This is a genomic window from Alkalimonas mucilaginosa (assembly GCF_036327005.1).
GTDB lineage: Bacteria > Pseudomonadota > Gammaproteobacteria > Enterobacterales > Alteromonadaceae > Alkalimonas > Alkalimonas mucilaginosa.
Genome location: NZ_JAUGZK010000005.1, coordinates 232,266 through 251,413, shown reverse-complemented (window position 1 = coordinate 251,413; position 19,148 = coordinate 232,266). Strand labels below are relative to the sequence as shown.

General features: G+C 52.2%; 17 protein-coding genes. 13 read left to right on the top strand and 4 right to left on the bottom strand.

Going from position 1 to position 19,148, the window contains the following annotated elements; translation table 11 throughout:
* Window positions 1–1,062 carry a magnesium/cobalt transporter CorA gene (gene corA / locus QWF21_RS09270; protein WP_330087768.1) on the bottom strand — a complete coding sequence of 354 codons (1,062 nt, stop codon included), beginning with the start codon at window positions 1,060–1,062 and terminating at the stop codon, window positions 1–3.
* A gap of 95 nt (window positions 1,063–1,157) precedes the next feature.
* Window positions 1,158–2,369, bottom strand: coding sequence for a hypothetical protein (locus tag QWF21_RS09265; protein ID WP_330087767.1), 1,212 nt, complete (start codon window positions 2,367–2,369; stop codon window positions 1,158–1,160).
* A 126-nt stretch (window positions 2,370–2,495) separates the two neighbouring features.
* Between QWF21_RS09265 and QWF21_RS09260 the strand changes: the two genes are divergently transcribed.
* On the top strand, window positions 2,496–3,806 hold the full coding sequence (locus QWF21_RS09260) for a DASH family cryptochrome (RefSeq protein WP_330087766.1): 1,311 nt from the start codon (window positions 2,496–2,498) through the stop codon (window positions 3,804–3,806).
* 141 nt (window positions 3,807–3,947) lie between these two features.
* Complete coding sequence (locus QWF21_RS09255) at window positions 3,948–7,127, top strand: DEAD/DEAH box helicase (RefSeq protein WP_330087765.1); 3,180 nt, start codon at window positions 3,948–3,950, stop codon at window positions 7,125–7,127.
* On the opposite strand, the gene trxC is transcribed toward QWF21_RS09255, so the two are convergent.
* On the bottom strand, window positions 7,124–7,549 hold the full coding sequence (gene trxC / locus QWF21_RS09250) for a thioredoxin TrxC (RefSeq protein ID WP_330087764.1): 426 nt from the start codon (window positions 7,547–7,549) through the stop codon (window positions 7,124–7,126). The two genes, QWF21_RS09255 and trxC, sit on opposite strands and share 4 nt — an antisense overlap.
* 106 nt (window positions 7,550–7,655) lie before the next feature.
* On the bottom strand, window positions 7,656–9,419 hold the full coding sequence (locus QWF21_RS09245) for a DEAD/DEAH box helicase (RefSeq protein ID WP_330087763.1): 1,764 nt from the start codon (window positions 9,417–9,419) through the stop codon (window positions 7,656–7,658).
* A 295-nt stretch (window positions 9,420–9,714) separates the two neighbouring features.
* Between QWF21_RS09245 and mioC the strand changes: the two genes are divergently transcribed.
* The 11 genes from mioC to atpA all read left to right on the top strand — a co-directional run bounded on the left by mioC (window position 9,715) and on the right by atpA (window position 19,105).
* On the top strand, window positions 9,715–10,152 hold the full coding sequence (gene mioC, locus QWF21_RS09240) for an FMN-binding protein MioC (RefSeq protein ID WP_330087762.1): 438 nt from the start codon (window positions 9,715–9,717) through the stop codon (window positions 10,150–10,152).
* Between the two features lie 435 nt (window positions 10,153–10,587).
* Window positions 10,588–12,477 (top strand): tRNA uridine-5-carboxymethylaminomethyl(34) synthesis enzyme MnmG, encoded by a 1,890-nt coding sequence (gene mnmG, locus QWF21_RS09235; protein WP_330087761.1) that lies wholly within the window; start codon window positions 10,588–10,590, stop codon window positions 12,475–12,477.
* Window positions 12,477–13,112, top strand: coding sequence for a 16S rRNA (guanine(527)-N(7))-methyltransferase RsmG (gene rsmG, locus QWF21_RS09230; RefSeq protein ID WP_330087760.1), 636 nt, complete (start codon window positions 12,477–12,479; stop codon window positions 13,110–13,112). The genes mnmG and rsmG overlap by 1 nt, the downstream gene beginning before the upstream one ends.
* Before the next feature lie 23 nt (window positions 13,113–13,135).
* A complete protein-coding gene (locus QWF21_RS09225) occupies window positions 13,136–13,942 on the top strand; it encodes a ParA family protein (protein WP_330087759.1) in 807 nt (268 codons plus the stop codon).
* 14 nt (window positions 13,943–13,956) lie between these two features.
* On the top strand, window positions 13,957–14,835 hold the full coding sequence (locus QWF21_RS09220) for a ParB/RepB/Spo0J family partition protein (protein ID WP_330087758.1): 879 nt from the start codon (window positions 13,957–13,959) through the stop codon (window positions 14,833–14,835).
* 126 nt (window positions 14,836–14,961) lie between these two features.
* Window positions 14,962–15,339, top strand: a complete 378-nt coding sequence (locus tag QWF21_RS09215; protein ID WP_330087757.1) for an ATP synthase subunit I — start codon at window positions 14,962–14,964, stop codon at window positions 15,337–15,339.
* Between the two features lie 15 nt (window positions 15,340–15,354).
* The gene (atpB, locus tag QWF21_RS09210; RefSeq protein ID WP_330087756.1) at window positions 15,355–16,197 is read left to right on the top strand and encodes a F0F1 ATP synthase subunit A; all 843 of its coding nucleotides are present in this window, start codon (window positions 15,355–15,357) and stop codon (window positions 16,195–16,197) included.
* A 58-nt stretch (window positions 16,198–16,255) separates the two neighbouring features.
* A complete protein-coding gene (gene atpE, locus QWF21_RS09205; RefSeq protein WP_091342752.1) occupies window positions 16,256–16,495 on the top strand; it encodes a F0F1 ATP synthase subunit C in 240 nt (79 codons plus the stop codon).
* Window positions 16,496–16,532: 37 nt separating this feature from the next.
* Window positions 16,533–17,003, top strand: a complete 471-nt coding sequence (atpF, locus tag QWF21_RS09200) for a F0F1 ATP synthase subunit B (protein WP_330087755.1) — start codon at window positions 16,533–16,535, stop codon at window positions 17,001–17,003.
* 12 nt (window positions 17,004–17,015) lie between these two features.
* Window positions 17,016–17,549 carry a F0F1 ATP synthase subunit delta gene (gene atpH / locus QWF21_RS09195; RefSeq protein WP_330087754.1) on the top strand — a complete coding sequence of 178 codons (534 nt, stop codon included), beginning with the start codon at window positions 17,016–17,018 and terminating at the stop codon, window positions 17,547–17,549.
* Window positions 17,550–17,563: 14 nt separating this feature from the next.
* Window positions 17,564–19,105, top strand: a complete 1,542-nt coding sequence (gene atpA, locus QWF21_RS09190; RefSeq protein WP_330087753.1) for a F0F1 ATP synthase subunit alpha — start codon at window positions 17,564–17,566, stop codon at window positions 19,103–19,105.
* Window positions 19,106–19,148: the final 43 nt, after the last annotated feature.

Genomic DNA, 19,148 nt, shown 5'->3' with positions numbered 1-19,148 from the left:
CTACCACCACCCTTTTCTACGGAAATACCACAGCAGGCCGCTGGCGATGGCGGCCATCAGACCAAGGATCAAGGCATAGCCATATTGCCAGCTGAGCTCTGGCATGATTTCAAAGTTCATGCCGTAAATACCAGCAATAAACGTCAGCGGAATAAAGATGCTGGCCATCATGGTCAGAACTTTCATCACTTCGTTGGTGCGGTTACTGACGCTGGTCAGATACAGGTCCAGCAAACCGCCCAGCACATCGCGCAACGTTTCCATGGTATCGATGATATGCACGCAGTGGTCGTAGACATCACGCAGGAAAATACGGGTTTCTGGCTTAATCAGAGCATACTCATCGCGCAGCAGGCTGCTGAGCAACTCCCGCAGTGGCCAAACCGCTTTACGCAGCATCAGCATTTCACGTTTAAAGTGGTGAATTTTAGCCAACACAGCGGTAGAGGGCGCTGTCATTAGCTCATTTTCCAGTTGCTCTATATGATCACCGCACTGCTCAAGCAGAACAAAATAATGATCCACGACCGAATCCAGCAACGCATAGGCCAGGTAATCGGCGCCAAACCCCCGCAAACGCCGACCTGCCTGCAGTCGCTGCAATACCCCTTCAAATACATTCCCCGGCCTCTCCTGCAAACTAATCACTGTGTTATCAAACAAAATCAGACTGATTTGTTCGGCGCGGATCTCGCGGTTATCCGGATGAAAGTGCAGCATTTTAAAGACAATAAACAGATAGTCAGGATGCGCCTCAACCTTAGGCCTGTGATCGGTATTGAGCATATCTTCCAGCACCAACGGATGCAGGTTGAACTGTTTTCCCAGCTGTTCTACTGGTGCAATGCCCGCTAAGCCACATAGATTCAACCAACGCACCATGCCAACAGGTTGTGACGGAAGTTGCTGAAGATCTGTCAGGGTATCGTCCTGCAACAGATTGCTGTTATATTGGACCAGTTGCCAGCTGACATCCTGACTGGATGCGTTACCGGTATACACCAGAGTCCCGGGTGCAGAACCTGCTTTTTTGCCTTTTTTACGAACCAGTCTGCCTGCCATTACACGAATCCTTTTGCAAAATACCAGCTGCATGTTAAGCAACGCTCTCGTTGAAGCAACCCCGGTTTGGATAACCGGGTATCAGTATGCAGCCATTAAAACGGAATATGCACCTGTACATTGCCGCCGCCAAACGACAGATTGTGCAGCTCGATGGTTGGGTTTATCCGGATCATAGCACCACTTTGCTGATGCAAGTGCAGCTCGACCACCGGCACCAGCTTGGCCAGAATACCACTAAAGTCGAGTGGATCTTCATCATCCGGCCGGGCACCCTGGATATCGGCATAGCTTAGCATCAGAGCTGGCTTGAGACGGATCCAGGGACGCCAATGCCAAGCCATGCCGGCGTAGAGGGTCCATTCATTCCGGTGTTCTAACAGTGCCTGCCCGGCGGCCATAGTTTGATCGCGCTCACGCAGGGTCAGATAGCGCAGCCCCCCCCAATAATCCACCGCCTGAGCACCACGCGATTGCAACTCCAGACTGGTGTCACTAAATTGCCGCCGCAGCTCAAATGCCAGTGCATCGCCCTGCCACTGTTGCCGCAGACCATAAAGCCCCTGTGTCTGCAGCCCAAGTTGCCAGCTGCTGCTCACAGGATACAACCAGCCCAGGCCCGCCGAGTACTGTTTGTCGGTCCATTGCTGCGCCAGATCCGGCTGATGGTATTCCATTTGCCGGTTCACATTGGTAAAGCCATACAGCTGCTGGCCAGCAGAAAAGGTGCTACCGGCTGCCAGATGCACGGTTAAAGGCTTCTGCTGATAAAAGCTGCTGTCGTAGGTTTTGCTGTTGTACATCGCATCCGGCGACACCAGGGTCAAGCGCCACCACTGCCGATCAGTCGGTTGCCAAAAAGCTTCCAGCTGCAGATCGATTTCATCTTTACCACCACGCACATCACCCCAGATCCCCAGCTCCACACTGCCATCGGCATTGGTATAGCCACTGCCGAACAGGGTGCGATCAAAACGGCCGTCTAAATCTTCATCGCGGCGAAAACGCACCCCGACAAACATAGGAACATCGAATTGCACCCGCTTTTGCAGATGCGATTGCACAAAAAACTCGCGGCTCCGGGTACTGCCGGCAGTGCCATACCAGCCGTCTTCAGCCCAGCTATCGTGCATTTTTACCACTGGCATCGACTGAAAACTGGCTCGGTGTAGAAAGCTTTCCTCAGTCAAGGTAAAACTACGGCCATCCAATCGTTCCAGCCGAAATGGCTCGGGTCCACCCCAGCCATAAGCCAGCACAGAGCTACTAAGAACAAGGGTCGTGAGAGCCGCCAGTTTACAGTGCATGCATCTATCCTTTTGCAAAATTGAACGCTGTAACAGCCTAGCATAGCAACCAGCACACAGGCGATTACAACTGGTCTGATAGCATCAACTAAACGTACCATAATGCCTTACCTGCAGGAGAGAACTATGCATCGGCTGGGATTATTTTGGTTTCAACAGGATTTACGACTGAGCGATCAACCGGCGCTGACACAGGCCTGCGCCGAGTGCGAGCAGTTAATTCTGCTGTACTGCGCAGAGCCTGGCTGGTTTAGCCCCGGCCGTTATGCCAGCAAACGCATGGGCATGCAGCGCTGGCGCTTTGTATTGGATAGCCTGCAGGAGCTCAGCCATCAGTTGCAACCCTATAAGCAGCAGTTAGTGCTGCGATTCCAGTCACCGGTTGAAGCCATCAGCCAGCTGATCAGCCAATACAAAGTCGATGCCATTTACCAAAGCCGTCAGCCCGGCTATTACGAAGCACGGCAATGGCAGCAACTGCAGCAGCGCTTTCCTTATCTTAGCTTTCAAAACCCGGACAGCAATACACTGTTTACCGAACAGCAATTACCCTTTGCGCTGACAGAGCTACCCGCTAGCTTTAGTCAATTTCGTAAGCAGGTTGAGCAGTTACCTCTGGCTGCAGCCATAGCAGCGCCACAGCACATTCCGCCTGCGCCAACAGGCGTGCAGAGTGAGCCATTGCCTGGCTATCCAAGCTGGCTTAGCTCATTATTCTCTGGTGGCGAATACAGTGGGCAACAGCATCTAAAGCGCTACTTTAACAGTACCCTGCCCGGTTTTTATAAGGAGGTACGCAATGCGCTGGATGGTTTTGATAATTCCACCAAATTTTCGCCCTGGCTGGCGGCCGGTTGCGTATCTGCCCGCCAGGTGGTCACAGCTCTGCATGGCTATGAAGCACGGCATGGCCGCAACGACTCCAGTTACTGGATCTACTTTGAACTGCTATGGCGTGAGTATTTTCATTGGTACAGCCACCGTCATGGCAACGCTTTGTTTCTGCGTCAGGGCATTAAACAAAGTGCACCCCTGACCAGCTTTTACCCGCAACGCTTTCGCGCCTGGTGCGAAGGCACCACCCCTTATCCGCTGATCAATGCCTGCATGCGCCAACTGAAGCAAACCGGCTATCTTTCCAACCGGGGCCGCCAGCTGGTTGCCAGTTGCTTTGTGCATGAGCTGCAACTGGACTGGCGTTATGGCGCGGCCTGGTTTGAGCAGCAGCTGATCGACTACGATGTCGCCATCAACTGGGGCAACTGGCAGTATCTGGCTGGGGTTGGTGCCGATCCCCGAGGCCATCGCCAGTTTAATCTGGAAAAACAGCAGCAACAGTATGATCCGGATGGCAGTTACATCCGTCAGTGGCAGGGCGATAGCCGTGTACTGGCGCTGGACAGTGTTGATGCTGCCGACTGGCCCATGCTGGGCTAACCGGTTTTGCTGGCAACAGCACTTTTCAGTGCAATAGATGATGCAACTCAACTTTGGTGGCAATAACCGCTAAAGCGCTGGGGAAATCAACGCAAAACCGTTACAATAGCCGTTTGCAAAAAATTCGTGGACCCATGTTTCATGCCCGATCTCCAGACTCAGCTGTTCCCACTGTCGGATTACGAACTCAAACTGCGTTATGGTGCCGCCGTCTATCAGCGAGCGCAGCCCTATCTGGAGCAAAACAAGGTATTTAGGCTGGACATAGCCGATGACTACAGCCGGATTGATGCCCAGGTCTGGGGCAATTCGCTGATCCCCTACCGCCAAACCATCCGACTGCTACGTCAGGGCCGGGACTGGCAACTGCAGGCACGCTGCAGCTGCCCGGTGGCGGTCAATTGCAAACATACCCTGGCGGTGCTGCTTAAGGTTATTCAGTTGCAACAGCAGCAACATCAGCAACAGCAAGACAAAGTTCAGCTCTGGCTCAATAGCTTGCAGCAGTTAGAGCAACAGCCGGTCGAGCTGGAATACAAAGATCGGGTGTTGTTTTTACTGGATCTGACCGAGCAAGGCCTTAGTGTTAGCCCGCGCCGGGCCAGACGACTAAAAAAAGGCGGTTTTGGTCAGGGCAGCTTGCTTAGCGAGCACGATTACCGCCAGGGCTATATCCCGCACTGGGGCTGCAGCGAAGATTTTCGTCTGCTCGGCCTTATCAGCAGCCAGAATCGCTTTGGGCAGATGCTGTTAAAAGAGCGCTGGGGCGCACTGGCGCTGCAAAGCATGCTGCAAAGTGGCCGCTGCTTCTGGCAAAAAGTACAGCAAGAAGTAAAGCCAGGCCCGGGCCGGCAACTCCAGCTCAGTTGGCAGCAACAAGATGAACACCATCTGTTGCAGTTAACACTGGAAGGCTTACCAAACTGGCGGTTAATTGATACCACACCCCCGATGTACCTGGATGAAAGCCGCTTCGAAATGGGTCCCATCCACACCCGGTTAAGCGGCGAACAGCTGCAGCACCTGCTGAATATTCCCAAGGTACCGGAAGCAGAGCTGGCTCAGCTTTGGCTGGGCATGCAACAGGCGTTGCCAACCGAGCAATTACCACCACCGGCCGATATCCAGATTGAAAGCATTCAGCAAGCGCCTCAAGCAGTGCTGAAGCTTGGTATGCAGCAAAAAGGCCGGCGTAACCTGCCGGTGGCAGAGCTTTGTTTTCGCTATGGCCCGGTAGAACTGGCGGCCATGGCAGTCGATGCGCCCAAACTCCATCACCACTGCCAGGGCCAGCAACATTTCGCCATTGAGCGCCAGCCCGAACAGGAACAGGTGGCGATCGAACAATTACAAGACACTCAGCTGTACCCTGAACATGCCCACCACAGTGCGGTGCGTTATTTTTCGGTGGTAGACGACAGCCCGGTCGCCTGGCTGGAATGGCTGGAACGCGATAAACCCTGGTTGCAACAGCAGGGTTGGACTATCCAGCAAAGTGCCGACTTTGATCTGGGCATCATTGAAGCCGACACCGAATTTGAGGTGCACAGCGATCAACCAGGTTGGTTCCAGCTGGATATGCATGTGCAACTGGGGGATGAGCGGCTGCCGATGCTGCCATTGGTGCAGCAGTGGTTGCAGCAGCACGGTGAACCCGAGCCAGACAGCATCCTCTGGCTGCCCTTGCCGGATGGCCGCACCCTGAAACTGCCAGCCAATCAACTGCAGCCTTTGTTTAGTACCCTGCAGGAATTTTTGCAGCAAGGCAGCGATGCCAGCAGCCTGCGCTTGCCTTCCTACCGCAGTGCCCTGTTGCAGCAACTGCCCGGGGAGCAACTGAGTTTTCATCAGGCCAGTGATATTCGGGCACTTAGTCAGAAATTACAAAATTTCCAGGGCATTGAAAACATCACGGTACCAGCAGGTTTAGCTGCCGAACTTCGCCCTTACCAACAGCAGGGCCTGAACTGGCTGGTCTTTTTGCAGCGCTACGGCTTTGGCGGCATTCTGGCCGATGATATGGGGCTGGGTAAAACCCTGCAAACGCTGGCGTTTTTGCTGCAACAAAAACAGCAAAGCCGGCTGCAGGCGCTGGTGATTTGCCCGACCAGCCTGATTGGCAACTGGCAACAGGAAGCCGAACGCTTCACGCCGGAGCTGAGTGTGCAGGTGATCCATGGTCAGCAACGTGGCAAAGCCTTACAACAACTGGCTGAAGCAGAGCTTATCATCACCACTTACCCCTTGATGGCGCGGGATCTGAAGTACTATCAGCAGCACCAGTTCAGCCACATCGTGTTGGACGAAGCCCAGCAAATTAAAAACAGCCGCAGCCAGACCACAGCGGCTATCCGCAAATTGCAGGGCCATTTCCGTTTGTGTTTATCCGGTACCCCGTTGGAAAACCATCTGGGCGAGCTGAAATCCCTGTTCGACTTTGCCCTGCCGGGTTTGCTGGGCAGTGATGCTTTTTTTCGCAAACAATTTCGCCGGCCAATAGAGCGCGAGCAACACCCGCAGCGCGGACTGGAATTGCAGCAACGGGTGGCGCCGTTTTTACTACGGCGCACCAAAAGCGAAGTGATGAGCGAATTGCCAGAGAAAATCGAAATCGACCAGTATCTGGCGATGGAAACCGACCAACGCCAGCTGTATGACAGCATTCGCCTCAGTATGGAAAGCCATATCCGTCAGTTGTTTGCGGAAAAAGGCCTGGCCAAAAGCCAGATTGAGTTCCTGGATGCGCTGCTGAAATTACGCCAGGCCTGCTGCGATGCGCGCCTGGTTAAACTGGCCAGTGCCCAGAAAGTACAAAGCAGTGCCAAACTGGACTGGCTGACGCAAAATGTACCGGAGATGATCGAGGAAGGGCGCAAAATCATTATTTTCAGTCAGTTCACCAGTATGCTAGCGCTGATAGAAGAAGTGATGCAGCAACAGGCCATTCCTTACGCCAAACTGACCGGCCAAACCAAAAAACGTCAGCAGCAAATCGACAGTTTCCAGCAAGGCGAAGTGCCGCTGTTTTTGATCAGCTTAAAAGCCGGTGGTACCGGTTTGAATTTAACCGCTGCCGATACGGTGATTCACTATGATCCCTGGTGGAACCCGGCCGTGATGCAACAAGCCACCGACAGGGCACACCGCATTGGCCAGGACAAAAAAGTCTTTGTCTACAAACTGATCGCCAAGGATACGGTGGAGCAAAAAATACAGCTGCTGCAACAGCAAAAGCAGGCCCTGGCCGATAGCCTGTTTAGTGGCAGTCAGCAAGGCGTCTGGCAAGGCAGCGCCGACGAATTGCTGCAGCTATTTAGTTAGCGCAAATTTTGCCGTAACCACTGCAGCAGTTGCTGTTTTGGCATGGCCCCACTTTGCTGCGCCAGTACCTTGCCCTGCTGAAACAGCATTAGCGTCGGGATGGAGCGAATAGCAAAGCGACCAGCCAGAGCTTGCTGCTGCTCGGTATTGATCTTCGCCAGCCGCAGTCCAGGTTCCAGTTCGGCAGCCAAGCCGGCAAAAACCGGGGCAAACTGCACGCAAGGCCCGCACCAGGGCGCCCAAAAATCAATCAGCAAAGGCAGCTCGGATTTTTCCGCATGCTGCGTAAAGTTAGCCGAAGTCAGTTCCACAACCTGGCCGGTAAAAAGCGGTTGCTTGCACTGGCCACAACTGGGCTGAGCGTTCAGGCGCTCCTTAGGCAGGCGGTTTAAACGATGGCAATGTGGGCAGGCCAGGATCATAGCAAACTCCATCAAAAGGGTATGGACTGGATCTATGGGGCCAAACGGTATTTTTCAATAAAAAAAACCTGCCACGAAGAGCAGGTTTTCAGACAAAAAAGCGCGATTATGATTGCGAGCGGCGTTTAGGCGCAGCTCCAGGGCGCGGACCTGCACCCGGACGAGGCCCTGGACCACTTCGGCGCTCGCCAGCACCCGAATCGACCGAGATATTCAGCTTTTGCTTGCGCACATACACCTTCTTCAGGTGCTGGAAAATCTCCTGCGGCATGCTGGCTGGCAGCTCAACGGTACTGAACTGATCAAACAATTTAATGTTACCAATGAACTGGCTGTCGATATTGGCTTCATTGGCAATAGCACCAACGATATCGCCGGCACGCACCCCGTGCTCTTTACCTACTTCAATGCGGTAGGTGGTGTAGTCGCCTTTCATCTCACGACGCTGACGAGGGCCACGCTCCGCGCGATCAGGCCGGTCACCGCGCTCGCGTACCGGGCGGTCACTGCGCTCACGATCGCGTTTGCTGCTTGGTTCACGCAGCGCCGGGAACTGAGCGGCTACATTCAGTGGTTGCTCTTTTTGCGCCATATAAAGCAGAGCAGCAGCCAGCTCATTATCGCCACAATCCAGTGTTTCCTGCCACTTGGCAATCAACTCCTGAAAGAAGGTGAGATCCTGGGTTTCAATCGACTGCGCCAATTCCGCCCGGAAATTTTGGATCCGGCGTTGTTCAATCACAGCGCCGGTCGGCAGTGTCATCTGCTCAATCGGCTGACGGGTCGCTTGCTCAATGCTGCGCAATAAACGACGCTCGCGCGGCGAGACAAACAAAATCGCCTTGCCTTCACGGCCAGCCCGGCCGGTCCGGCCAATCCGGTGGACATAGGCTTCACTGTCGTACGGAATGTCGTAGTTGACCACCAGACTGATGCGCTCCACATCCAGACCGCGGGCAGCAACATCGGTCGCTACAATCACATCCAGCTGACCATCTTTGATTCGACGGATGGTTTGTTCACGGTGGGTCTGGTTCATATCGCCATTTAAACTGGCCACTGCGTAGCCGCGGGCACCCAGTTTTACCGCAATTTCTTCGGTGGCGCTTTTGGTCCGCACAAAGACGATACTGGCATCGTAATCTTCGCCTTCCAGCAAACGGGTCAACGCATCCAGTTTTTGATTGTTCTCCAGCAGCACAAAGCGCTGGGTAATACGCTCTACTGTGCTGGTTTTAGTGACAATTTTGATCTCATGCGCATTGCTTAAATGCTTCTGCGCAATGGCACGGATTTGCGTTGGCATGGTCGCCGAGAACATCGCCACCTGACGACCTGGCGGTGTTTGATCCATGATGGTCTGCACATCATCGATAAAGCCCATCCGCAGCATTTCGTCAGCTTCATCCAGCACGATGGCTTTTAGTTTATCCAGTACCAGGGTACCACGCTCCAAATGGTCCATAATACGGCCTGGCGTGCCCACCACCACCTGACAACCACGCTTTAATGAACGCAACTGGTTGCTGTAGCTCTGGCCACCATAAATCGGCAGTACATGAAATTGTGGCAGGTACTTGGCGTAGGACTGAAACGCTTCTGCCACCTGGATCGCCAGCTCACGGGTAGGTGCCAGCACCAGAATTTGTGGCTCACGTTGGCCAGCTTCAAGCCGAGCTAACAGAGGCAAAGCAAAAGCTGCTGTTTTACCAGTACCTGTTTGCGCTTGGCCAAGCAAATCATTGCCCGCCAAAAGTTTTGGGATCGACTCCGCCTGAATCGGCGATGGCGTTTCATAACCCAGTTCAGCCACGGCTTTTAATACTGCTTCGGGCAGATCCAGTTCAGCAAAAGATGTCACTTCAGACATAAATAATAAAACCTCAATACACAGGCAGGCAGCATGGTTGTGCTATTCTGGTCTTTACCTTGCCTGCCAGGCAGTAAAAACACCAAAAATCCGGCAATGCCCAGTGCACCGCCAAATCATCTTCCAATGGCATACCCAATGGATTTCTAAATGCGCGTAGGCGGCAAGACCGTTCATCCCCATGAGCTTAGCAGTACTAAGTGATTGGGGTGAACGATCGCAGCCAACACCCGTGCATTTTGAAAGACGACGGGTATAGTATAGTCAAACATTCAACAAACCTAAGGACAGATCAATGATCCAAATCCTTGTCGGCAGCCAGATGGGTGCAGCGGAATATGTGGCAGAACAGGTTGCGGAAACCATGGCTTTAGGAGGCTTTGAAGCGCAGCTTCAGTTAACTCCTGAATTGGATCAACTCAGCAACAGTAATAGCTGGCTGGTGATCACGTCCACTTATGGCGCAGGGGATCTGCCTGATAATATTCAACCCTTCGCGGATCGATTAGCACAAGATCAGCCAGATCTTACCACAATTTCCTTTGCTGTGATCACTTTAGGTGATTCCAGTTACGATACTTTTTGTCAGGCCGGCCGAACCATAGCAACTTTATTGCAGCAATTGGGGGCCAGACAACTGCTGCCAGCACTGGAAATTGATGTGCTAACTGAGGAGTTACCCGAAGAGCAAGCCTTGAACTGGCTGCCAAATTATCTGGCAACACTCAGTTAGCAGGATCCTTTGATCACTGCTTACACGCAAGTTATAAACAGCTTTAGCCTATTAAAAAGATTATTGTGAATAAGTAAGGTATAACATCAGGTATAAACTGTAGTTATCCTCTTTATAGAAATCATGGAACCTTAGGCTGTGGATAAACACCATGGTTATCCATAGGTTGGATCCGATCGGATCCTGGCTTGATCACAGGATCCGATCGGATCTAACGCAATGATCTTCCGTAGTAAATTTACCTTACACACTGAAAACAAGCTGCTTAGTAGTAACAGTAATAAAAGATCTTTAAAAAAGATCCTTTAATTAGATCCTTAGTGATCTTAAGGATCCAAGCTAATTTTCAGGTTGGTTCCATCCTGTGAAACAGGGTACAATACGTGCCCTTTTTGCTTAGTAGCGAATTAATAGCAAAATCATTTGAGGCACCCAATGCATTACCAAACCACCTTTGATGTGATCGTGATTGGCGGCGGCCATGCAGGCACTGAAGCTGCCCTTGCTTCAGCACGCATGGGCATGCAAACGCTGTTGCTGACACACAATATTGATACGCTGGGACTGATGTCCTGTAATCCGGCGATTGGTGGTATTGGTAAAGGGCACCTGGTCAAAGAAATTGATGCCTTAGGCGGGGCTATGGCTCAGGCAGCGGATCTGGCCGGGATCCAGTTTCGAACCCTGAATGCATCCAAAGGGCCGGCAGTTCGTGCCACCCGGGCACAGGCCGATCGTCAGCTTTATAAAGCCGCGATACGGCACAGATTGGAAAACCAACCCAATCTGGTTATTTTTCAGCAAGCTTGTGACGATTTGATTGTCGAGCAGGATCAGGTCAAAGGCGTGATCACTCAGATGGGCTTACGCTTTATGGCCAAAGCCGTGGTGTTAACCACAGGAACTTTCCTTGGCGGTCAGATCCATATTGGCTTGCAAAACTACAGCGGTGGACGCGCCGGCGATCCTCCGGCTATAGCCTTGGCCAAACGCTTACGAGAATTACCATTTCGGGTGGATCGGTTAAAAACCGGTACCCCGCCTCGTATTGATGCCAGAAGCATCGATTTTTCTGTGATGCAACCACAGCCTGGTGATACACCTTTGCCGGTGTTTTCCTACATTGGCTCGATCGAGCAGCATCCAAGGCAGATCCCTTGTTACATTACCTACACCAATCAGCACACCCATGATGTGATCCGCGGAGGTTTGGATCGTTCACCGATGTATTCCGGTGTGATTGAAGGCATTGGCCCCCGTTATTGCCCGTCAATTGAAGATAAGATCATGCGCTTTGCTGATAAAGATCAGCATCAGATCTTTGTTGAGCCAGAAGGACTGACGACGCACGAAGTCTATCCAAACGGCATTTCCACCAGCTTACCCTTTGATGTACAAATCGAGCTGGTACGCTCTATCAAAGGCTTTGAAAACGCCCACATCACGCGGCCTGGCTACGCTATTGAATACGATTTCTTCGATCCGCGTGATCTGAAACACTCGCTGGAAACCAAATTTATCCGTGGTTTGTTCTTTGCCGGCCAAATCAATGGCACTACCGGCTACGAAGAAGCCGGCGCCCAGGGGTTATTAGCAGGGTTGAACGCTGCCTTGCAGGTACAAGGCAAAGACAGCTGGGCTCCGGGGCGTGAACAGGCTTATTTAGGCGTGTTGGTAGATGATCTCACCACTTTAGGAACCAAAGAGCCCTACCGCATGTTTACCAGCCGGGCGGAATACCGGCTAATGCTGCGGGAAGACAACGCCGATGCCCGTTTAACTGCCAAAGGCCGTGAGCTTGGCCTGGTGGATGATCTGCGCTGGACCCGGTTTAATGAAAAAATGGAGCAGATTGCGCTCGAGCGGCAACGATTGCAGCAGCAATGGATCCATCCGCAGCATCCGGCCCTTGAAAAGGTCAATGCTCTGCTGAAAACACCACTCAGTCGTGAAGCCAGTCTGGAAGAATTGATCCGCCGTCCCGAGGTGACTTATCGCGATCTGGTAGCGATCGAAGGACTGGCTGCAGCCAGCATTGATCCTTTAGCCGCTGAGCAGGTCGAGATCCAGATCAAATACCAGGGCTACATTGAACGGCAGCAGGACGAAATTGACAAACAAAAACGCCACGAACAAACCCGCTTACCGGCTCAATTTGATTACAGCCAGGTCAAAGGGCTGTCGAATGAAGTGGTGGCAAAATTAAATCAGACCCAACCGGAAACGGTTGGTCAGGCAACCCGCATTTCTGGGATCACGCCGGCTGCCATCTCGTTGCTGCTGGTGTACTTGAAAAAACAGGGTTTGCTAAGGAAAACGGCCTGATGCTGCGTGCTGAACTCGATCGTTTGCTGGCGCAAACCAGCCTGAGTGTCAGTGAGCTACAGCGTGAGCAACTGATCGGTTTTTTGCAGTTACTGCACAAATGGAATAAAGCCTACAACCTGACCTCAGTGCGTGAACCAATGCAGATGGTTGGTCGGCATTTGTTGGATAGTCTGGTGGTGGGACCCTTTCTGCAACAACCCGACTGTCAGCGCATCATTGATGTTGGGACAGGTCCGGGCTTACCTGGTGTACCGCTGGCGATTTTATTTCCTGAAAAACACTTTGTGCTGCTCGACAGCCTGGGCAAGCGCATTCGCTTTTTAAATGAAGTGAAACGTCAGCTCGGGTTAAGCAATATCGAGCCATTGCAAAGCCGGGTGGAAGATCATCAACCGCAGCCAGGGTACGATGCTGTATTGAGCCGTGCCTTTGCCAGTTTGAATGATATGCTGCACTGGTGCCGGCATTTGCCCGCTGAAAATGGCCGTTTTCTGGCCATGAAAGGCGCTGCGGTGGAAGAAGAAATTGCAGCTTTAGCGGATTTTGTTAGAGTAACGGCTGTGCATACACTGAAACTGCCAGAGCAGGATGCGGAGCGCTATCTTGTGGAACTGAAAAAAATTACCGCCTGACAGCAGGCATACAAGGGGTTGGTGTGGGAAAAGTCATCGCAATTGCTAACCAGAAAGGTGGGGTTGGAAAAACCACTACGGCGGTGAATCTTGCTGCGTCGATGGCAGCAACCAAGCGCAAGGTATTGCTGATCGATTTGGATCCTCAGGGCAATGCCACCATGGGCAGTGGCGTCGATAAATACGAGGTACCTGCTAGCGCCTACGAGTTGCTGGTGGACGAAAAACCACTGGATCAGGTGGTGGTCAAAGAAACCAGCGGTGGTTATCATCTGGTGGCTGCGAACTCCGATGTGACTGCTGCCGAAGTGCGACTGATGGATGTATTTGCCCGCGAGCTGCGGCTGCGCAACGCCCTGAAACCCTGGCGCAACAGCTACGACTTTGTCTTTATCGATTGCCCACCTTCGCTCAATATGCTGACGGTCAATGCCATGGCTGCCGCCGATTCAGTGCTGGTGCCGATGCAGTGTGAGTATTATGCGCTGGAAGGCTTAACCGCGCTGATGGACACCATCCGTCAACTGGCAGCTGTGGTCAATGCCGATTTGAAAATTGAAGGCATTCTCAGAACCATGTACGATCCGCGCAACCGGTTGGCCAACGATGTCTCCGAGCAGTTAAAGCAGCATTTTTCAGACAAAGTGTATCGCACCGTGATCCCACGCAATATCCGGCTGGCAGAAGCGCCAAGTTTTGGCTCACCGGTGATGTATTACGACAAAAGCTCAACCGGTGCCAAAGCCTATCTGGCGCTGGCTGGAGAACTATTGCGCCGGGCTGATAGCAATACCAGCCAACAGCCGAAAAGCACACTGACAGAATCATAAGGAATGACAAACCGATGGTGGTAAAAAAACGAGGGCTTGGCCGGGGATTGGACGCACTTTTAACTGCCAGTCAGCCAGTCGAGCAGGGCAACCGCAGCAACAGCACTGAACTGCAAAAGCTGGCCATCGAGTTTCTGCATCCTGGCAAGTACCAACCACGCAAAGACATGTCGCAACAAGCGCTGGAAGACTTGGCACTGTCCATTCGTGCCCAGGGCGTGATTCAACCCATCGTGGTGCGTAAAGTTGCGAACGACAGCTATGAAATCATTGCCGGGGAACGTCGCTGGCGGGCATCCCAGCTGGCGCAACTCAGTGAAGTGCCCTGTATTGTGCGCGATGTTCCGGATGAAGCTGCGGTTGCTATTGCTCTGATTGAAAATATTCAACGTGAAGATCTCAATGCGATGGAAGAGGCGGTAGCGTTGGAACGGCTACTGACCGAATTTGAACTGACCCATCAGCAAGTGGCCGATGCGGTGGGTAAATCCCGTACCAGCATCACCAATTTATTGCGCCTGAATCAACTGAATGATGAGGTCAAACTACTGCTGGAGCATGGTGATATCGATATGGGCCATGCCCGGGCGCTGCTGGCTCTGGATGGCGAGCAGCAATCGGAGGCCGGCCGACTGGTCGCCGCTAAACAGCTGACGGTGCGGGAAACCGAAAATCTGGTGCGCCGCTTGTTGCAACCACCGGCAGAAAAGCCCGCTGTGCGAAAAGATCCGGATGTAGCTGCGCTGGAAACCCGGCTTAGCGAGCATCTGGCGGCACCGGTGCAGATTGATTACAACCGCAAAGGCAAAGGCAAAATGGTGATTGCCTATTCCAGCCTGGCAGAGCTGGAGCAAATACTCAGTAAAATGCAATGGCAAGGCCAGACAGATTAAGGCGTACGGGCTTTGTGCTTATCCTCGGGACTACACCGCTTTTGGTTGCAAATTAAGGCGAGATAAGTATACTTACGCAGGTTTTTTACCCCTGAAACCAGTACTGTGGTCAACAATGGAGCCAGGATGCAGCCGACAGCACGTCAGGTACGAGTTTCTGCCTACCAATTGATTGCTGCACAGGTGCTGGTGGCAGCCTTAATGTCGCTGCTTTTTTTGCTGTTGCAGGGGGCTCAGGCGGCTTATTCCGCCTTGCAGGGTGGCTTGATTGCTGCCTTGCCGAATTTAGTATTTGCACTCTTTGCGTTTCGCTATTTAACGCAAGGCAGTGCCGAACAGGCCCGCACATCGTTTATGCGTGGTCATGCGCTAAAAATTTTGCTGACGATTGGTTTATTTATCGGGGTAATGCGACAGGATGATGTGGTGGCCTCTGCACTACTCACCAGTTACATCGTCACCCTGCTAGCGCAATGGTCGGCCGTTTTTTTCTTTAAACATTGATAATTAGGATGAAACATGGCTGATAGTAATATTTCAGTCCAGAGTTACATTAATCACCACTTAAACGATCTCACCATAGGGGAAGGCTTTTGGGCCGTAAACCTTGGTGGTCTTGGTTGGTCATTAATTCTGGGCTCACTCTTCATCATTTCCTTTGCCTGGGTTGGCCGTAGGGCCACTACAGGGGTACCTGGAAAGTTCCAGTGTCTGGTAGAGATGATTATCGAATTCATTGATACCTCGGTAAAAGAAGCTTTCCATGTCAAAGACAAACTGATTGCACCTATTGCTCTGACCATCTTTATGTGGATCTTCCTGATGAACCTGATGAAGCTGGTTCCGGTGGATTGGTTCCCCATGGTAACTGGCCTGGCAGGTATGGCATTTAATAGTAGTGCAATGCCAGAGTATGCGGCAGATTACGGCTTTATCGAGCGGGTTATGGCTCACCCGTGGAGTTACTTGAGCATCGCACCGACCACCGATCTGAACATCACCATGGGCATGGCACTGGGCGTCTTTATTCTGATCCTGGGTTATTCCATTTACTACAAAGGCCTGGGTGGTTTTGCCAAAGAGCTGTCCTTTACCCCGTTCAACCATTGGGCGCTGGTGCCATTCAATCTGGTCTTGGAGATAGTTACCTTACTGGCCAAGCCGTTGTCACTGGGTCTGCGTTTGTTTGGCAACCTGTATGCCGGTGAAGTTATCTTTATTTTGATTGCATTGGTTGGCCTGGCGCAGTTGCCGCTGCACTTTGCCTGGGCGGTGTTCCATATCCTGGTTATTTTGTTGCAAGCCTTTATTTTTATGATGCTGACCATTGTTTATTTAAGCATGGCGGCTGAGAAGCACTGATTTTAGTTGTTTTAACCTTTAATTTTTAACCTTAACTTTTGAAAACTGGAGAAACTCAATGAGTATTGAAACTGCAACTTTATTCGCTGTAGCTATTATTCTGTCTACTGCGGCTTTGGCTACTGCAATCGCTTTCGCCCTGATGGGTGGTAAGTTCCTGGAAGCCAGTGCGCGTCAACCAGAAATGGCTCCACAGCTGCAAACCAAAATGTTCATTCTTGCAGGTCTGATCGATGCGATCTCCATGATTGGTGTGGGTGTTGCTCTGTTGCTGTTGTTCGCTAACCCGTTTGCTTAAGAGTCCCCCGATAACCAACTTTTAAAGGAGGCTCGTTGTGGATATTAACGCAACCCTTATAGGTCAGTCGATTGCGATGGCTGTCTTCGTGTGGTTCACACTGAAATTTGTGTGGCCACCGATCAACGCAGCGATTGAAGAGCGCCAGAAAAAAATCGCCGAAGGTCTGGCACATACTGATCGGGCAGAAAAAGATCTGCACATCGCTCAGGACAAAGCCAAAGACATTATTCGCGACGCGAAAGAGCAGGCAGCTGCCATCATCGAGCAAGCACGTAAGCGTGAAGGCAAGATGATCGATGAAGCAACCAGCAAAGCCAACGAAGAGCGGGATCATATCCTGACTCAAGCGCGGGCTGAAGTGGATGCCGAGCGTAGCCGCTTACGCGAAGACTTGCGCAAGCAAGTGGCGGCTCTGGCGGTTGCAGGTGCTGAGCGCATTCTGCAGCGCGAAATTGATGACGCTGCGCATAGCGACATTCTGGAAAAACTGGTTCAGGAATTGTAACGGGAGCGAGCCATGTCAAACTTGACGAATATTGCTCGTCCTTACGCAAAAGCCGCTTTTGAGTACGCGCGTGATAACAACGCCCTCAGTGGCTGGCAACAGATGCTGGCTTTTGCTGCTGAAGTAGCGAAAGACCAGCAGATGGCTGCTTTTTTGCTAAGCAACAGTACTGCTGAAACACAGGCATCGCTGTTTAATCAGGTATGTGCCGATCAGCTGGATCAACCGGCACAAAACTTGGTTCGGATGATGGCTGAAAATCAGCGTTTGCTGGCACTGCCTGAAGTATTTGCCCAGTTTACCGAGCTGAAAGATGAACACGAGCGTGAAATCAACGTGGATGTGATCGCGGCAACTGAACTAAATGCCGCTCAGCAGGAAAAACTGGCTGCTGCGTTATCCAAGCGTCTGGCGCGTAATGTGAAATTGAACTGTAGCGTTGATCCGAATGTGGTCGGCGGTATGTTAATGAAAGCGGGTGACATGGTCATCGATGGTTCGATCCGTGGCAAGCTGGATCGCCTGATCACCACGCTGCAGTCCTAATTGGGGAACAGAGTATGCAACTGAATTCCACTGAAATAGCCGAACTGATCAAGCAACGTATTGCTCAGTTCGATGTGGTCAGTGAAGCTCGCAATGAAGGTACCATCGTGCAGGTCACGGACGGTATCATTCGGATCAACGGCCTTGCGGATTGTATGCAGGGTGAGATGATTGAGCTTCCTGGCAGCCGTTATGCGATTGCGCTGAACTTAGAGCGCAACTCGGTCGGTGCCGTCGTTATGGGTCCGTACGCGGATTTAACCGAAGGCACCAAAGTTAAAAGCACTGGCCGTATCTTAGAAGTTCCGGTAGGTGAAGCTCTGCTGGGCCGCGTAGTGAACACCCTGGGTGCTCCTATCGATGGCAAAGGTAGCATTGACGCCGCTCGTTTTGAGCCGGTTGAAAAAATTGCCCCTGGTGTTATCGACCGTCAATCGGTTGATCAGCCACTGCAAACCGGTTACAAATCAGTCGACTCGATGATCCCAATCGGCCGTGGCCAGCGTGAGCTGGTGATCGGTGACCGTCAGACCGGTAAAACCGCACTGGCCATCGATGCCATCATCAACCAGAAAGGCACTGGCGTTAAGTGTATCTATGTGGCGGTTGGTCAAAAAGCGTCCACCATTGCCAACGTAGTTCGTAAGCTGGAAGAGCATGGCGCCCTGGCGCACACCATCGTAGTGGTTGCTTCGGCTTCTGAAGCCGCAGCGCTGCAGTTCCTGGCACCTTATGCCGGCTGTACCATGGGTGAATACTTCCGTGACCGCGGTGAAGATGCACTGATCGTGTACGATGATTTGTCGAAGCAAGCTGTTGCTTATCGTCAAATCTCCTTGCTGTTACGTCGTCCGCCAGGCCGTGAAGCTTACCCGGGTGATGTGTTCTATTTGCACTCCCGTTTGCTGGAGCGTGCATCGCGCGTCAATGCCGACTACGTCGAGCGTCTGACCAATGGCGAAGTGAAAGGCAAAACCGGTTCACTGACTGCTCTGCCGATCATCGAAACCCAGGCCGGTGACGTTTCTGCTTTCGTACCAACCAACGTGATCTCGATCACCGATGGTCAGATCTTCCTGGAAACCGATTTGTTCAACGCCGGTATTCGCCCTGCGGTGAATGCGGGTATCTCGGTATCGCGGGTGGGTGGTGCAGCACAAACCAAAGCCATTAAGAAATTGGGTGGTGGTATTCGTCTGGCGCTGGCTCAGTACACTGAATTGGCTGCCTTTGCTCAGTTTGCTTCCGATCTGGACGACGCGACCCGCGCCCAGCTGGAGCACGGTCAGAAAGTGACCGAGCTGATGAAGCAGCTGCAGTACGCGCCAATGAGCGTAGCGGATATGACGCTGTCGATTTTTGCCATTGAAAAAGGCTTTATGAAAGACGTAGCAACCGACAAGATTGGCGACTTCGAAGCTGCCTTGTTGTCCTATGCCAAGTCTGAGCATGCTGGTCTGATGGCGGAAATCAACAAAACCGGTAACTACAACGACGAGATTGAAGCAGGTTTGAAAAACGTGGTTGAGACTTTCAAGTCCACCCAAACCTGGTAATCAGACGTGGGTGGCTGCGGCCACCCTTCGTCGTTGAATGAAA

Excerpts from the sequence above, each read along its gene's own strand:
- corA (WP_330087768.1), bottom strand. The coding sequence starts at position 1,062 with ATGGCAGGCAGACTGGTTCGTAAAAAAGGCAAAAAAGCAGGTTCTGCA.
- QWF21_RS09265 (WP_330087767.1), bottom strand. The coding sequence starts at position 2,369 with ATGCACTGTAAACTGGCGGCTCTCACGACCCTTGTTCTTAGTAGCTCT.
- QWF21_RS09260 (WP_330087766.1), top strand. The coding sequence starts at position 2,496 with ATGCATCGGCTGGGATTATTTTGGTTTCAACAGGATTTACGACTGAGC.
- QWF21_RS09255 (WP_330087765.1), top strand. The coding sequence starts at position 3,948 with ATGCCCGATCTCCAGACTCAGCTGTTCCCACTGTCGGATTACGAACTC.
- trxC (WP_330087764.1), bottom strand. The coding sequence starts at position 7,549 with ATGATCCTGGCCTGCCCACATTGCCATCGTTTAAACCGCCTGCCTAAG.
- QWF21_RS09245 (WP_330087763.1), bottom strand. The coding sequence starts at position 9,419 with ATGTCTGAAGTGACATCTTTTGCTGAACTGGATCTGCCCGAAGCAGTA.
- mioC (WP_330087762.1), top strand. The coding sequence starts at position 9,715 with ATGATCCAAATCCTTGTCGGCAGCCAGATGGGTGCAGCGGAATATGTG.
- mnmG (WP_330087761.1), top strand. The coding sequence starts at position 10,588 with ATGCATTACCAAACCACCTTTGATGTGATCGTGATTGGCGGCGGCCAT.
- rsmG (WP_330087760.1), top strand. The coding sequence starts at position 12,477 with ATGCTGCGTGCTGAACTCGATCGTTTGCTGGCGCAAACCAGCCTGAGT.
- QWF21_RS09220 (WP_330087758.1), top strand. The coding sequence starts at position 13,957 with ATGGTGGTAAAAAAACGAGGGCTTGGCCGGGGATTGGACGCACTTTTA.
- QWF21_RS09215 (WP_330087757.1), top strand. The coding sequence starts at position 14,962 with ATGCAGCCGACAGCACGTCAGGTACGAGTTTCTGCCTACCAATTGATT.
- atpB (WP_330087756.1), top strand. The coding sequence starts at position 15,355 with ATGGCTGATAGTAATATTTCAGTCCAGAGTTACATTAATCACCACTTA.
- atpE (WP_091342752.1), top strand. The coding sequence starts at position 16,256 with ATGAGTATTGAAACTGCAACTTTATTCGCTGTAGCTATTATTCTGTCT.
- atpH (WP_330087754.1), top strand. The coding sequence starts at position 17,016 with ATGTCAAACTTGACGAATATTGCTCGTCCTTACGCAAAAGCCGCTTTT.
- atpA (WP_330087753.1), top strand. The coding sequence starts at position 17,564 with ATGCAACTGAATTCCACTGAAATAGCCGAACTGATCAAGCAACGTATT.